This window comes from Umezawaea sp., from assembly GCF_057122925.1.
The window spans coordinates 41,722-55,364 of record NZ_DBNGPQ010000100.1 but is presented as its reverse complement, the minus strand read 5'-3'; the positions used below and the strand labels follow the sequence as shown (position 1 = coordinate 55,364).

Annotated in this window: 14 protein-coding genes; 7 read left to right on the top strand and 7 right to left on the bottom strand. The window is 72.9% G+C overall.

Translation table 11 applies throughout. The annotated features are described in order from the left end of the window. Nucleotides 1-82 precede the first annotated feature (82 nt). The 7 genes from AC156L_RS23200 (at nucleotide 83) to ptsP (ending at nucleotide 7,380) form a co-directional block, all read left to right on the top strand. Entirely contained in the window at nucleotides 83-1,075 is a 993-nt protein-coding gene (locus AC156L_RS23200) for a LacI family DNA-binding transcriptional regulator (RefSeq protein WP_330874464.1), read from the top strand. Next, entirely contained in the window at nucleotides 1,068-2,519 is a 1,452-nt protein-coding gene (locus AC156L_RS23195) for a sugar ABC transporter ATP-binding protein (protein ID WP_330874463.1), read from the top strand. The genes AC156L_RS23200 and AC156L_RS23195 overlap by 8 nt, the downstream gene beginning before the upstream one ends. After that, on the top strand, nucleotides 2,516-3,466 hold the full coding sequence (locus tag AC156L_RS23190; RefSeq protein ID WP_330874462.1) for an ABC transporter permease: 951 nt from the start codon (nucleotides 2,516-2,518) through the stop codon (nucleotides 3,464-3,466). Before AC156L_RS23195 ends, AC156L_RS23190 begins: the two co-directional genes overlap by 4 nt. A 12-nt stretch (nucleotides 3,467-3,478) precedes the next feature. After that, entirely contained in the window at nucleotides 3,479-4,408 is a 930-nt protein-coding gene (locus tag AC156L_RS23185) for a substrate-binding domain-containing protein (protein ID WP_330874461.1), read from the top strand. After that, nucleotides 4,405-5,265 (top strand): ribokinase, encoded by an 861-nt coding sequence (locus AC156L_RS23180; protein ID WP_484407260.1) that lies wholly within the window; start codon nucleotides 4,405-4,407, stop codon nucleotides 5,263-5,265. The genes AC156L_RS23185 and AC156L_RS23180 overlap by 4 nt, the downstream gene beginning before the upstream one ends. After that, on the top strand, nucleotides 5,262-5,651 hold the full coding sequence (gene rbsD, locus AC156L_RS23175) for a D-ribose pyranase (RefSeq protein WP_330874459.1): 390 nt from the start codon (nucleotides 5,262-5,264) through the stop codon (nucleotides 5,649-5,651). The genes AC156L_RS23180 and rbsD overlap by 4 nt, the downstream gene beginning before the upstream one ends. A gap of 97 nt (nucleotides 5,652-5,748) precedes the next feature. Further along, nucleotides 5,749-7,380: a phosphoenolpyruvate--protein phosphotransferase gene (gene ptsP / locus AC156L_RS23170; protein WP_330874458.1), complete on the top strand. Its 1,632-nt coding sequence runs from the start codon at nucleotides 5,749-5,751 to the stop codon at nucleotides 7,378-7,380. Here the strand turns inward: ptsP and AC156L_RS23165 are convergent. The 7 genes from AC156L_RS23165 to macS all read right to left on the bottom strand — a co-directional run bounded on the left by AC156L_RS23165 (nucleotide 7,348) and on the right by macS (nucleotide 13,555). After that, nucleotides 7,348-8,229: a LysR family transcriptional regulator gene (locus AC156L_RS23165; RefSeq protein WP_330874457.1), complete on the bottom strand. Its 882-nt coding sequence runs from the start codon at nucleotides 8,227-8,229 to the stop codon at nucleotides 7,348-7,350. The two genes, ptsP and AC156L_RS23165, sit on opposite strands and share 33 nt — an antisense overlap. A 66-nt stretch (nucleotides 8,230-8,295) precedes the next feature. After that, a complete protein-coding gene (locus AC156L_RS23160) occupies nucleotides 8,296-8,475 on the bottom strand; it encodes an MmyB family transcriptional regulator (protein ID WP_330874456.1) in 180 nt (59 codons plus the stop codon). A gap of 316 nt (nucleotides 8,476-8,791) precedes the next feature. Beyond that, nucleotides 8,792-9,970 carry a glycine C-acetyltransferase gene (locus tag AC156L_RS23155; protein WP_330874455.1) on the bottom strand — a complete coding sequence of 393 codons (1,179 nt, stop codon included), beginning with the start codon at nucleotides 9,968-9,970 and terminating at the stop codon, nucleotides 8,792-8,794. Beyond that, a complete protein-coding gene (gene tdh, locus AC156L_RS23150; protein ID WP_330874454.1) occupies nucleotides 9,970-11,001 on the bottom strand; it encodes an L-threonine 3-dehydrogenase in 1,032 nt (343 codons plus the stop codon). The genes AC156L_RS23155 and tdh overlap by 1 nt, the downstream gene beginning before the upstream one ends. Nucleotides 11,002-11,132: 131 nt before the next feature. Then, nucleotides 11,133-11,744: a DUF1707 SHOCT-like domain-containing protein gene (locus AC156L_RS23145; protein WP_330874453.1), complete on the bottom strand. Its 612-nt coding sequence runs from the start codon at nucleotides 11,742-11,744 to the stop codon at nucleotides 11,133-11,135. A gap of 3 nt (nucleotides 11,745-11,747) precedes the next feature. Next, nucleotides 11,748-12,401 carry a response regulator transcription factor gene (locus AC156L_RS23140; RefSeq protein WP_330874452.1) on the bottom strand — a complete coding sequence of 218 codons (654 nt, stop codon included), beginning with the start codon at nucleotides 12,399-12,401 and terminating at the stop codon, nucleotides 11,748-11,750. Then, nucleotides 12,398-13,555, bottom strand: coding sequence for a MacS family sensor histidine kinase (macS, locus tag AC156L_RS23135; RefSeq protein ID WP_330874451.1), 1,158 nt, complete (start codon nucleotides 13,553-13,555; stop codon nucleotides 12,398-12,400). Before macS ends, AC156L_RS23140 begins: the two co-directional genes overlap by 4 nt. Nucleotides 13,556-13,643: the final 88 nt, after the last annotated feature.

Genomic DNA, 13,643 nt, shown 5'->3' with positions numbered 1-13,643 from the left:
CTTGACGAACACCCCTGTGTAACCGATTAACTAGACCGTGTAATCGATTCCAGTGCACGAGGAGGCGCGCAGCGTGACGACGATGAAGGATGTCGCGAGCCACGCCGGGGTGTCCACGGCGACGGTGTCGCGCGTGCTCAACGGTCACGCCGCCCCGACCCAGGAGACCCGCGCCCGCGTGCTGGCCGCCATCGAGGAGCTCGGCTACCGGCCCAACGCGCTCGCCCGCTCCCTGCGGACCACCGCGACCAAGACGTTCGGGCTGGTGATCAGCGACCTGGTCAACCCGTTCTTCGCGGAGATCGCCCGCGCGGTCGAGCAGGAGGCGCGCGCCCACGGCTACTGCGTCGTGCTGGCCAACGCCGACGAGAGCGCCGAGCAGCAGACCACCTACGTGCGCACACTCCTGGACCGCCGCGTCGACGGGCTGCTGGTCTGCCCGGCCACCGACGACGCGGAGTGGATGGACGAGGTCGTCGCGACCGGGCTGCCGCTGGTCCTGCTCGACCGGTCGGTGCCCGGCGCGGACTGCCCGGTCATCCGGGTGGACGGCGCGGGCGCGCTCGCCGACCTGGCCGCGTCCCTCGTCGGTGCTGGTCACGAGCGGGTCGGCGTCATCGCGGGCCCGTCGGACACCAGCACCGGCCGGGAACGGCTGGCCCAGTTCGGCTCCGCGCTCGCCGAACTGGGCCGCCCCGTCCACCCCGAGCACGTGGTGCACGGCGACTTCCGCTGGGAGAGCGGCGCGCAGGCCGCGGCGAAGCTCATGGGGCTGCCGGACCGGCCGACCGCACTGGTCGCGATGGACAACCTGATGGGCCTCGGCGCGCTGGAGCAGGTCCGCGCGCTCGGGCTCTCGGTCCCCGGCGACGTCGGCATCGCCGTCTACGACGACCAGCCGTGGTTCCCGCTGCTCGACCCGCCGCTCACGGTCATCGCCCAGCCGACGGTCGAGATGGGCCGCGCCGCCGCGCGCTGCCTGATCGCGCTGATCGCCGACGAGCAGCCGCCGGACGTGCGGCTCACCGCCCGCCTGGTCGAGCGCGGCTCGTGCGGGGAGGCGGGTCGTGGCTGAGCTGCTGAGGGCCACCGGCATCACCAAGCGCTTCACCGGCGCGCTGGCGCTGGACGGCGTGGACTTCGAGGTCCGGTCCGGCGAGGTCCACGTGCTGCTCGGCGAGAACGGCGCGGGCAAGTCGACGCTGGTCAAGGTGCTGGCGGGCGTGCACCGCCCCGACCACGGCGAGGTCGTGCTCGCCGACGGCGTGCGGCTCGCGGTGATCTACCAGGAGCTGACGCTCGTGCCGGAGCTGTCGGTCGCGGAGAACCTGTTCCTCGGCCGCCCGCCGCGCCGCTTCGGCGTGGTCGACCACGCCCGGATGCGCCGCGACGCCGTCGGCCTGCTCGACCGGGTGGGCCTGGCGGTCGACCCGCGCGCCCGGCTGGGGGACCTCGGCATCGCCCAGCAGCAGATGGTCGAGATCGCCCGCGCGCTCGACCAGGACGCGGGCGTGCTCGTGCTGGACGAGCCGACGGCCGTGCTCACCGACACCGAGACGGACCGGCTGCTGGAGATCATGGCCGAGCTGCGCGACCAGGGCGTCGGGCTCGTGTTCATCACCCACCACCTCGACGAGATCCGCCGGATCGCCGACCGCAGCACCGTCCTGCGCGACGGCCGCAGCGTCGGCGTGCTGCCCAGGGGGGCGAGCGTCGAGCAGATGATCGAGCTGATGGTCGGCCGGACGATCTCCGAGCAGTACCCGCGCCACCGGCAGGACCCCGGCGAGGTGCTGCTCAAGATCGACGGCCTGACTCGCGACGGGGTGTTCCGAGACGTCTCGATCGAGGTCCGCGCCGGTGAGGTCGTCGGCGTCGCCGGGCTCGTCGGCGCGGGTCGCACCGAGGTCGTGCGGGCCGCGTTCGGCGCGGACCGGTACGACTCCGGGCACGTCGAGGTGGGTGGCGAGCGCGTGGCCGGTGGCGACGTGCGGGCCGCCGTGCGTGCCGGACTGGGCCTGGTGCCCGAGGACCGCAAGGGCCAGGGGCTCGTGCTCACGTCCAGCGTCGGCGAGAACCTCGGCCTGGTGACGCTCAAGTCCGCCACCAGGGTCGGGATCGTCGACCGCAAGGGCCAGCGCGGGCGGGCCGCCGAGATGGCGGCGGCGCTGCGGATCAAGACCTCCGGCCTCGACCAGGAGGTCCGCGAGCTGTCCGGCGGCAACCAGCAGAAGGTCGTCATCGGCAAGTGGCTGCTCGCCGACCCGAAGGTGCTCGTCCTCGACGAGCCGACCAGGGGCGTCGACGTGGGCGCGAAGGTCGAGATCTACGAGCTGGTCAACCGCATGACCGCGGCGGGCCGGGCCGTGCTGCTGGTGTCCAGCGACCTCCCCGAGGTGATCGGGATGAGCGACCGGATCGTCGTGATGGCGCACGGCCGCGTGGCGGGCGAACTCCCCGCCGTCGGAACCACCCAGGACCAGGTGATGGCGTTGGCCGTTCAGGAGATCTCCGCATGACAACCTCGATCGACGCCCGCAAGGTCCTCTCCGACAACGGGGCGCTGGGCGGGCTGCTGGTGCTGGTCGTGGCGCTGTCGGTCCTCGCGCCGTCGTTCCTCAGCACCCAGAACCTGCTCAACGTCGGCGTGCAGGCGGCCGTGGTCGCGGTGCTCGCGTTCGGCTCGACGTTCGTCATCGTCTCCGGCGGCATCGACCTGTCCGTGGGCAGCGTCGCGGCCCTGTCCGCGATGGTCGGCGCGTGGAGCTCGACCGAGGCCGGGCTGCCCGGTCCGCTCGCGCTGCTGCTCGGCCTGGCCACCGGCGTGGTCGCCGGTCTCGTCAACGGCGCGCTGGTCAGCTACGGCCGCCTGCCCGCGTTCATCGCGACCCTCGCGATGCTCAGCGTGGCCCGCGGCCTGACGCTGGTGGTCTCGCAGGGCACGCCGCTGGCCACGCCGGACGTCGTCAGCGAGCTGGGCTCCAACCTCACCCCGTTCCTGCCGGTGCCGCTGCTGGTGATGCTGGTGTTCTTCGGCCTCACCGCGTTCGTGCTGACCCGCACCTACCAGGGCCGCGCGATGTACGTCATCGGCGGCAACGAGGAAGCCGCCCGCCTGTCCGGCATCGACGTCCGCAAGCAGAAGCTCGTCGTCTACGCGCTGTCCGGCCTGTTCGCGGCCGTGGCCGGGATGCTCCTCGCGGGCCGCCTCGCCTCCGCGGGACCGCAGGCCGCGGTCGGCTACGAACTCGACGCCATCGCGGCCGTCGTCATCGGCGGCGCCTCGCTGTCCGGCGGCGTCGGCCGGGCGTCCGGCACGTTGATCGGCGCGCTCGTGCTCGCCGTCCTCCGCAACGGGCTCAACCAGTTGCAGGTCTCCCCGTTCTGGCAGCAGGTCGTCATCGGCGTGGTCATCGCGCTCGCCGTCCTGCTGGACACCCTCCGCCGCCGCAGCAGCACCCGTTAGGAAAGGAACACCATGAACTTCCCCCGCAGGGCAGCGGTCGCAGCCCTCTCCGCCACGGCCCTCGCCCTCACGGCGGCGTGCGGCTCGGGTGGCGAGACGGGTTCCGGCGGTGACCTCACCGTCGGTCTCGCCGTGTCGACGCTGAACAACCCGTACTTCGTGGAGCTGAAGCAGGGCGCCGAGGAGGCCGCCGCCGAACTGGGCGTGAAGCTGACCGTGGTCGACGCGCAGAACGACTCGACGAACCAGGTCAACCAGGTGCAGACGTTCGCCACCCAGGGCCTGAAGGCGATCATCATCAACCCGGTCGACTCGAAGCAGGCGACGCCCGCCGCGAAGGCCGCCGAGAACGCGAACATCCCGCTGATCGCGGTCGACCGCTCCGTCGACGACGGCAAGGTGGCCTCCGAGGTCGCCTCCGACAACGTCCAGGGCGGCAGCCTCGCGGCCGTCGAGCTCGGCCGCGCCACCAGCGGCGAGGTCGTGCACCTCCAGGGCATCCCCGGCGCGTCCGCCGCCCGCGACCGCGGCCGGGGCTTCGAGCAGGGCCTCAACTCCGGCGGCATCAAGGTCGTCGCGAGCCAGCCCGCCGACTTCGACCGGGCCAAGGGCCTGGACGTGATGACCAACCTGCTCCAGGCCAACCCCGGCATCAAGGGCGTCTTCGCCGACAACGACGAGATGGCGCTCGGCGCGATCAAGGCGCTCGGTGACAAGGCGGGCACGCAGGTCCAGGTCGTCGGCTTCGACGGCACGCCGGACGGCCTGAAGGCGGTCGAGGACGGCACGATGGCCGCGACCGTCGCCCAGCAGCCCAAGGTGCTCGGCCGCAAGGCCGTCGAGCAGGCCGTGAAGGCCGCCAGGGGCGAGGCCGTCCAGCAGGTGGTCGACGTCGAGGTGAAGGTCGTGACCAAGAAGAACCTGGCAGAGTTCAAGAAGTGACCTCGGTACTGGTACTCGGATCGGCCAACGCGGACCTCGTCGTGGAGGTCGCCAGGCGACCCGGCGGCGGTGAGACGGTGCTGGGTGGCGACACCGTCGTCATGCCCGGCGGCAAGGGCGCGAACACCGCCGTCGCCGCCGCCCGCGTGGGCGCGTCGGTCGACCTCCTCGGCGCGGTCGGTTCGGACCAGTACGGCGAGCTGCTGCGCTCGTCCCTGGCCTCGTCGGGCGTGCGCACGACGTTCGTGCGCACGTCGGCCCGTCCGACCGGGATCGCCTACATCACCGTGACGCCGGACGGCGAGAACTCGATCGTCGTGGCGCCCGGCGCGAACGGCGACGTGGCACCGGCCGACGTCGACGCCGTGCCGTCCGACGGCGTCTCGGTGCTGGTGTGCTCGCTGGAGGTCCCGGTCCCCACCGTCGAGCACGGCGTGGCGTGGGCCGCCGAGCACGGCGTCCGCCCGGTGCTCAACCTGTCCCCGGTGGCCCCGCTGTCGCCGTCGACGCTGGCGCTGCTCGACCCGCTGATCGTCAACGAGCACGAGGCCGCCCAGCTCGCGCCGACGGTGCGGGGCCTGCTCGACCTGGGCCCGCGGTCCGCCGTGGTCACGCTCGGCGCGCGCGGCGCCGCCGTGGTCACGCGCGACGGCGTGGTCGAGGTGCCCGCTCCCGCCGTGACCCCGGTCGACACCACGGGTGCGGGCGACGCCTTCGCGGGCGCGCTCGCCGCGCGGCTCGCGGCGGGCGACCAGCTCGTGGACGCCGCCCGGTACGCGGCGCGCGTGGCCGCCACCTCGGTGACCAGGCCGGGTGCCCAGCCGTCCTACCCGCAGGCAGCCGACGTGCTGCCGTGAAGCGGTCGGGCATCCTGAACGCCGAGCTGAGCGGCGCGCTCGCCCGCCTCGGGCACACCGACGAGCTGGTGGTCGCCGACTGCGGCCTGCCGATCCCGTCCGGTCCGACCGTCGTCGACCTGGCGTTCACCTTCGGCGTGCCGTCGTTCCTGGAGGTGCTGGACGGCCTGCTGGCCGAACTCGTCGTGGAGCGGGCGGTGATCGCGAACGAGGTGGACGACGCGAACCCGATGTGCGCGGCGGCGATCCTCCAGCGGCTGCCCGGCGTGCGGCGGGTGCCGCACGCCGAGTTCAAGCGCCGGACGGCCTCGACCCGGTTGATCGTCCGCACCGGCGAGGCCACGCCGTACGCGAACGTCCTGCTGCGCTGCGGGGTGCCGTTCTGAGGTAGCGGCTGGTGCGGGCGGGCCCGGCTGTCGGGTGCCTGGTGTTCACGTCACACTGGGCGGAATCGCTGCCCACCCGAAGGGTATGGTCTAGACCATGTCGAGCGCGCGCCTGAGCGGTGTCGGTGTCAGTTCCGGTCGGGCCTCCGGCCCCGTTGTCCGAGTCGCCGAACCACTGGGCGAGCCCCCCGCCACCCCCGCGCCCGCCGACGCCCAGGCCGAGGCGGCGCGCATCCGCCCCGCCGCGGACGTCGTCGCGGAGCGGCTGCTGGCCCGCGCGGCGACCGTCGAGGGCGACGCGAAGGCGGTGCTGGAGACGACCGCCGCGATGGCGGCGGACCCGTCCCTGCTGGCGCAGGCCGAGAAGCTGGTGACCGACGAGTCGCTGCCCGCGGCCCGCGCGGTGCACCGGGCGGCGGGCGGCTTCATCACCATGCTCCAGGCCGCGGGCGGCTACATGGCCGAACGTGCCCGCGACGTGCAGGACGTCCGCGACCGGCTGGTCGCCGAACTCCTCGGCCTGGCCGCGCCCGGCGTCCCCGACCTGGCGGGGCCGAGCGTCCTCGTCGCCCGCGACCTCGCCCCCGCCGACACCGCGGGCCTCGACCCGACCAAGGTGCTCGCGCTGGTGACCGAGGAGGGCGGCCCGACCTCGCACACCGCGATCCTCGCCCGCTCGCTCGGCATCCCCGCCGTCGTCGCCTGCCGCGGCGTCCTCGCGCTCGACGTGGCCGCGCTCGCCGTGGACGGCGACACCGGCGACGTGCGCGAGTCCGACGGCACCGTCCGCGCCGCGGGCGGTACCGGCAAGCCCACCTGGAACGGCGTCGGCATCCTGCGCGACGGCCACCGGGTCAAGGTCCTCGGCAACGTCGGCTCCCCCGCCGACGCCGCCGCCGCGGCGGCGGCGGGCGCCGAGGGCGTCGGCCTGTTCCGCACCGAGTTCTGCTTCCTGTCCGCCACCGAGGAACCGACGGTCGAGGAGCAGCGCAAGGCCTACGCGGCCGTGCTCACGCCGTTCGCGGGCAAGCCCGTGGTCGTCCGCACGCTCGACGCGGGCGCCGACAAGCCCCTCGCGTTCCTCGAACCGGAGCCCGAGCCGAACCCGGCGCTCGGCGTGCGCGGCGTGCGGGTGGCGTTCGACCGGCCCGAGATCATCGACCGCCAGCTCGAAGCCATCGCCCTCGCCGCGAAGGACAGCGGCGCCGAGGTGTCGGTCATGGCACCCATGGTCGCCACCGCCGCCGAAGCCGCGTGGTTCGTGGAGCGCGCCCGCGCCGCGGGCATCGCACGGGCGGGCGTGATGATCGAGATCCCCGCCGCGGCGATGACCGCGCGCGAGATCGCCGCCGTGGTCGACTTCGTGTCGCTCGGCACGAACGACCTGGCCCAGTACCTGTTCGCGGCGGACCGCCAGGTCGGCGCCGTGGCCGCGCTCAACGACCCGTGGCAGCCCGCGCTGCTCCGCCTGATCAAGCTCGTCGGCGAGGTCGGCGTGGAGACCGGCACTCCGGTCGGCGTGTGCGGCGAGGCGGCGGCCGACCCGCTGCTCGCGTGCGTGCTCACCGGCATGGGCGTGACCAGTCTGTCGATGAACCACACCGCGCTGGCGGGTGTCGGCGCCAAGCTCGCCACCACCAGCCTGGACGTGTGCCAGCTCGCCGCCCGCGGCGCGCTCGGCGCCCACGACCCGGCGTCAGCCAAGGTCGCGGCCAGGGCCCCCCACTAGGGCGCCCACCACAGCCTTGATCAACGGGTGGCCCTCGCTGCCCCGGCGGGTCGCGGCGTAGACCCGGCGCAACGGCGGCGTCCCCCTGACCGGGACGACGATCGCGCCGGGCACGTCCACGAGCGCGTTGCGCGGCACCAGCGCCACCCCCGCACCGGCCGCGACCAGCGCCACCACCGCCCGGAAGTCGTCGGACGTGTGCACGATCCGCGCGTGCGGCACGGCCGCGGTCACGACGTCCCGGCACGGGTTGCCGGGCAGCGGCGCGACCCAGTCGTCCTCGACCAGGTCGCGGGGGTCGATCGTGGTCCGCTCGGCCAGCCGGTGGTCGGCGGGCACCACCACGTCGAACGGCTCGGCGTACAGCGGGAACCGGCTCATCCGCACGTCGTCGGGCCGGTAGTCCTCGGTGATCGCCAGGTCCACCTCGCCGTCCAGCAGCAGCGGCAGGCTCGCGTGCCCCTCGACGTCGCGGACCACGATCGTCAGCTCGGGCGCGGTCCTGCGCAGCGCCGCGATGGCGGGCGCCACGACCTGGCTGATCGCGGACGCGAACCCGGCGATCTTCACCTGCCCGGCGGCCCCGTCGGCGAACGAGGCCAACGACGCCCGCGCCCGCTCCAACTCCGCCGCGACGGCGTCCGCGTGCCCGACCAGCAGCTCACCGGCGGCCGTCAACGACACCCGCCGCCCCCGCCGCCGCAACAGCTCCTGCCCGGTCTCGGCCTCCAGCGCGGCGAGCTGCTGCGACACCGCGGACGGCGTCAGGTGCAGCGCCCTCCCCGCCGCGGTCACGGTGCCGTGGTCGGCCAGCGCGCGCAGCACCGGCAGCCTTCGAGGATCGATCACGGGCCTATCGTGCCCCGGCCCGCTCGTCGGCGCGGCCGGTGCTCCTCGCACAGGGGCGGCCCGCGATCACACCGGCCTCCGCTGCACCGCGACCTTCGACGCCCTCTCGACGGCCCCGTTCGACCGCGGCGCCGATGGCCGCCGCGGTGACAGGGCGGTGGCCAGCGGGTTCGCCGCCAGCACGGTCATGGTCCTGCCCCGCACGTACGCGGGTGTGGTGGTCCAGTTGTCGATCAGGTTCCGCACGCCGGCGCTGACCCTCTCCGCCTTCGGCGGCCGACCCCGCTTCTGCGGTCGAGGACCTGGTCGGACGGGTGCTGGTCGCGGTGCAGTGGTCGACGCTGACCCCCGCGAACAGCGCCAGCTCCTCCTGCCGCGGCCCGGCGTGCACCCGACCGCCAGGGCAGCCCCACGTCGGCCGCCACCCGTGCGAGGGCGAAGGGGCACCGGTGGTGACCAGGTTCAGCGGTGCCCGCGAGACCGCTCCGAACCGCCCCCCGCAGGCCGTGGCCGAACTGGTCGCGCGCGGTCTCGGAGAAGCTCCCCGGAGCGGGTGCCTGACCTACATCCGGGCCCGAGCCGCCACGAACGCGTCCACGGCCCGGTTCACGTCCGCCGTCGTGTGCCCGGCGGACATCTGGGTCCGGATGCGGGCCTTGCCGTGCGGCACGACCGGGTAGGAGAAGCCGATCACGTAGACCCCCTGCTCCAGCAGCAGGTCGGCCATCCGCGCGGCCTCGGCGGCGTCGCCGATCATGACCGGGATGATCGGGTGCGAGCCGGGCAGCAGGTCGAAGCCCTCGTCGGTCATCCGCGCCCTGAACAGCGCCGAGTTCTCCCGCAGCCTGGTCAGCAGCTCACCGGACGAGCTGATCAGGTCCAGCGCGGCGATCGACGCGGCGGTGATCGACGGGGCCAGCGAGTTGGAGAACAGGTACGGGCGGGACCGCTGGCGGAGCATCTCCACGATCTCCCGGCGGCCGGAGACGTAGCCGCCGCTGGCCCCGCCCAGCGCCTTGCCGAGCGTGCCGGTGACGATGTCCACCCGGTCCTGCACGCCGAACAGCTCGGGCGTGCCGCCGCCGTTCGGGCCGGTGAAGCCGACGGCGTGCGAGTCGTCGACCATGACCAGCGCGTCGTACCGCTCGGCGAGGTCGCAGATCTCGTCGAGCGGCGCGAGGTAGCCGTCCATGGAGAACACGCCGTCGGTCGCGATGAGCCGGTAGCGGGCGTCGGCGGCGTCCTTGAGCTGCCGCTCCAGGTCGTCCATGTCGCGGTTCACGTACCGGAACCGCTTGGCCTTGCACAGCCGGACGCCGTCGATGATCGACGCGTGGTTCAGCTCGTCGGAGATCACCGCGTCCTGGTCGGTCAGCAGCGTCTCGAACAGGCCGCCGTTGGCGTCGAAGCAGGAGCTGTAGAGGATCGTGTCCTCGGTGCCGAGGAACTCGGCGAGCCTGGCTTCGAGCTGCTTGTGCGGTTCCTGGGTGCCGCAGATGAACCGCACCGACGCCATGCCGAAGCCCCAGCGGTCCAGCGCGTCCTTGGCGGCGTCGACCAGCACGGGGTGGTCGGCGAGACCCAGGTAGTTGTTGGCGCAGAAGTTCAGCACCTCGTCACCGCCACCGACCCGCACCTCGGCGTTCTGCGGGCTGCCGATGACCCGCTCGGCCTTGTACAGACCGGCCGCCCTGATCTCCTCGATCCCCGCGAGCAGGTCGTCCTTCATCGCGCCGTACATCAGGCCTCCGTCCAGTCGAGCACGACCTTGCCGCACTTGCCTTCACGTGCTGTCGCGAACGCCTGCGCGTGGTCGCGGTAGCCGAACTTGTGGGTGATCACCGGGGTCAGGTCGAGGCCGCGCTGGAGCAGCACGGACATCGAGTACCAGGTCTCGAACATCTCGCGGCCGTAGATGCCCTTGACGTGCAGCATCTTCAGCACGACGCTGCTCCAGTCGACCGAGAACTCCTCGGACGGCAGGCCCAGCATCGCGATGCGGCCGCCGTGCGCCATGTTCGCGATCATGTCCCGCGTCGCGACGGGCTTGCCGGACATCTCCATGCCGACGTCGAAGCCCTCGGTCATGCCGAGTTCGGCCTGCGCGTCGGCGATCGTGGCCGTGGCGACGTTGAGCGCCAGGTCCACGCCGACCTTGCGGGCGATGTCGAGGCGGTGCTCGCTGATGTCGGTGATCACGACGTTGCGCGCGCCCGCGTGCTTCGCGACGGCGGCGGCCATGATGCCGATCGGGCCCGCGCCGGTGATCAGCACGTCCTCCCCGATGACCGGGAACGACAGCGCGGTGTGCACGGCGTTGCCGAACGGGTCGAAGATCGCGGCCACGTCCAGGTCCACCTTGTTGCGGTGCACCCAGGCGTTCTCCTGCGGCAGGACCGCGTACTGGGCGAACGCGCCGTCGACGTGCACGCCGAGGCCGCGGGTGTTCGCGCAGAGGTGCCGCCTGCCCGCCTTGCAGTTGCGGCACGTGCCGCAGACCAGGTGGCCCTCGCCGGAGACCAGGTCACCGACCCGGACCCCGTTCACGGCCGTGCCGATCTCCACGACCTCGCCCACGAACTCGTGCCCGAGGACCAGCGGCGCCTCCACGGTGCGCGCGGCCCAGTCGTCCCACGAGTCGATGTGCAGATCGGTGCCGCAGATGCCGGTCCGGAGGACCCGCACCACGACGTCACCGGGGCCCGCGACGGGGTCGGGGACGTCGACGAGTTCGAGTCCCGGCCCGGCGGCCACCTTGACCAGTGCCTTCATGACGCGCAGTGTCACCTGTCTCGAGTTGTGCAGTCCATCAGGACTTTCTGCAATCCCTTGTTAGCGCTTCTTCACAGGGACTGCGCGCTCGACGGCACGGGTGCACCCGGTCGTGTCACCGGGTCCGCGGATCAGGCCCTGCGCACCCGGAACCCCGGCATCCGCACGAGGTACGGGCCGACCCGCACCATCCGGACCTGCTTGACGTGCACCGAGCCCGCGCGCACCGCACCGGTCATGACGAAGTGCGGCCGACCCGCGCCGCCACCCGTCTTGTCGGTCACGCTGCCCGCGGCCATCTCGATCTCCTCGGTGTTCGCGGTCGCGCCCTCGGGCAGCAGGATCGACACCGACCCGGCCGTCACGTCCAGCTCGATCGTCACCACCGCGTGCGGGATGTCGGCCTCGGAGAAGTCGAGTTCCGTCGACCCCATCCGGTTGCGCACCACCAGTTCCCTCGGCACGGCCCACCGGCCCTTGCGGGACACCGTCGACATGGTGTTCTTGATCTCGACGCGGTCCCTCGGCGCGACGGCCTTGGGCGCCTGCTCGTTGTGCGTCATGCCGGGCAGGTCCACGAGCACCGCGTTCAGGTCCCCGCGCGTCTTCGCGACCAGGGCGGTGTCGGTGCGGGAGGAGAACTCGTCCAGCGTGATCAGGCCCTGGCCGATGGCCTTCTGGAGCAGGCCGATCACGTGCTCCCTCTCGGCGTCCGAGACCCTGAAGTCCTTGGGGTCGGTCATGGTCTACGCCTCCGGTTCGGCGTCGAGGCCGTGCTCGATCGCGTAGCGGGCCAGCTCGACCCGGTTGTGCAGCTGGAGCTTCCGCAGCGTCGACTGCACGTGGTTCTCCACCGTGCGGTGGGAGATCACCAGTCTGGTCGCGATCTGCCGGGCTGTCAGGCCTTTCGCCACGAGCCTCAGGACCTCGGTCTCCCGCTCGGTCAACTGCGGCTTGTCCTCCTCGTCGGGGTTCGCGGCCATCCGGCGGTACTCGCCGAGCACCAGACCGGCCAGCCCGGCGGTGAACACCGCGTCGCCCACCGCGGTCCGGTTGACCGCGTCCACCAGCTCCTCCGCCGACGCGGACTTCACCAGGTACCCCGACGCGCCCGCCTTCACGGCCTGGAGCACGTCGTCGTGCTCACCGCTCGCCGACAGCACCAGCACCCTGGTCGCGGGCAGCTCACCGGTGATCATGGCGGTCGCGTCCACGCCGGACAGCTCACCCAGGTTGAGGTCCATCAGCACCACGTCCGGCCGCACCGCGCGGGCGATCCGCATGGCCGCGTCCGCGTCCGACGCCGTCGCGACCACGTCGAAGCCGCGTTCCGCCAGGTCCCTCGCCACACCGTCGCGCCACAGCGGGTGGTCGTCGACCACCATCACCGAAACCGTCACCGAACTCCCCCTACTCGGAACACGCGCACTTCCCACTCCGTGCCCTCGCCGGGCCCCGTCTCCAGTTCGAGGGTGCCGCCGAGCAGCGCGACCCTCCCCCGGATCGACTTGGCGATCCCCATCCTGCCCTCGGCCTCGGCGAGGTCGATGCGGCCCTCGGGGATGCCCGGCCCGTCGTCGCGGACGCTCAGCACGACCTCGTCGCCCAGGTCCTCCAGCAGCACCCACGCCTTGGCGTCGGCGCCCGCGTGCTTGTCCACGTTGGACAGCATCTCCCGGACCACCGAGGTCAGCTCCAGCGCGACCACCGCGGGCAGCATCACCTGCGTGGCGGGCGTGGACACCTGCACCCTCTGGGTGGCCAGCAGCTGGAGCGCGGGCCGCAGGTCGGCGTCGCCGTCCACCGTGGACTCGACGGGGGACGCCGCGACCAGCGACCGCAGGGCCACCTCCTGCTCACCGGCCAGCTCGGCCAGCTCAGCGGCCTCGCCGCCCAGTTCCAGACCGCGCTTCCGCACCCGTGCCAGCACCTGGAGGACACCGTCGTGGATCGACCTGGCCAGCCGCTCGCGCTCCGCCGTCGCGGCCTCGGTCCGCAGCGCCTGCGCCAGCCGCACCGCCGAGCGGCGGGCCGTCGACGAGGCCATGCCGACCACGAAGCCCGCGCCCGCGAGCAGCACCACGTCCCGCACCAGGTCGACGCTCATCGCCCCGCGGTTGAGGTAGGTCGCGAGCCCGATGATCCCGCCCGCCGCCGCGCCCGCGTACCGGCCCGCGAGCGAGCCCGCCGCCACCGCGGGACCGCACGCCCAGATCGTGGTGATCAGCGGGACGTTCGCCAGCAGCTGCAGGTCGGTCATGATCAGGCTCGACGTGGACATCAGGCCGCACGCCACCACCAGGTCGGCGGCGACGATCCACGGCTTCCGCCCCGACTCGCGGCTGTAGGCCTGGATCGTGAACACCGACCAGGCCGCCATCACCCCGATGACCAGCCACGCCAGCCACGGCCGCGCGAACCCGCTGGAGTGCACGACCGCGTTGCCCAGCGCGAACAGGAAGGTCACTACGCGTAGTGCGACCGTCCCCCGCCACAGGTGCGCGACGGGGTCCTCCAGCACGGATGGCCCCTCGTCGTCCGACTTGATGTGCACGGTGTGCTCCCTTCGGACCCCATCCTGCCGTGCGGGAGTGGCCTGGCTAACCCCCAGGTGGACGTCTACTGCCTGTGAGAACGATGTG

Bases quoted from the DNA above. Each gene is read 5' to 3' on its own strand.
- ptsP (WP_330874458.1), top strand. From the start codon at position 5,749: ATGTCGAGCGCGCGCCTGAGCGGTGTCGGTGTCAGTTCCGGTCGGGCC.
- AC156L_RS23145 (WP_330874453.1), bottom strand. From the start codon at position 11,744: ATGACCGACCCCAAGGACTTCAGGGTCTCGGACGCCGAGAGGGAGCAC.
- AC156L_RS23190 (WP_330874462.1), top strand. From the start codon at position 2,516: ATGACAACCTCGATCGACGCCCGCAAGGTCCTCTCCGACAACGGGGCG.
- AC156L_RS23200 (WP_330874464.1), top strand. From the start codon at position 83: ATGAAGGATGTCGCGAGCCACGCCGGGGTGTCCACGGCGACGGTGTCG.
- tdh (WP_330874454.1), bottom strand. From the start codon at position 11,001: ATGAAGGCACTGGTCAAGGTGGCCGCCGGGCCGGGACTCGAACTCGTC.
- AC156L_RS23185 (WP_330874461.1), top strand. From the start codon at position 3,479: ATGAACTTCCCCCGCAGGGCAGCGGTCGCAGCCCTCTCCGCCACGGCC.
- AC156L_RS23155 (WP_330874455.1), bottom strand. From the start codon at position 9,970: ATGTACGGCGCGATGAAGGACGACCTGCTCGCGGGGATCGAGGAGATC.